1 pseudogene is annotated in these 299 nt (G+C 67.2%); it reads right to left on the reverse strand.

The window, feature by feature from the left end:
• Nucleotides 1–299, reverse strand: a pseudogene (locus NE591_RS14590) (threonine synthase); the annotation flags it as partial.

A 299-nucleotide genomic window follows, 5' to 3' on the forward strand; every position in this document is an offset into this window, starting at 1 on the left:
GCCGAATTTTGCCCAGTGGGCCGTGCAGGCGATGAGGACGCGGTTCTCGCCGCGCAGGTTCTGAGCGGCGGCGTAGGCCACAGCGGTGTGGGGATCCAGCAGGTAGTCGTGGGCGTCGAGCACTTCGCGGATGGTGGCGAGACAGGTGGCGTTGTCCACGGAATCGGCGCTGAAGTTCTCCCGCACGCGGCGGAACGTCTCGGCGACTACGCGGAAGCAACGGGCGTCGGCCAGATCGGCCATCCACTGGCGAATAGCCTCGCCATTGCGGCCCGTGAGCTCGAAGAGCTGCCGCTCGA

Origin of the sequence: Adlercreutzia sp. DFI.6.23, from assembly GCF_024462535.1 — a bacterium.
Lineage (GTDB): Bacteria > Actinomycetota > Coriobacteriia > Coriobacteriales > Eggerthellaceae > Adlercreutzia > Adlercreutzia rubneri.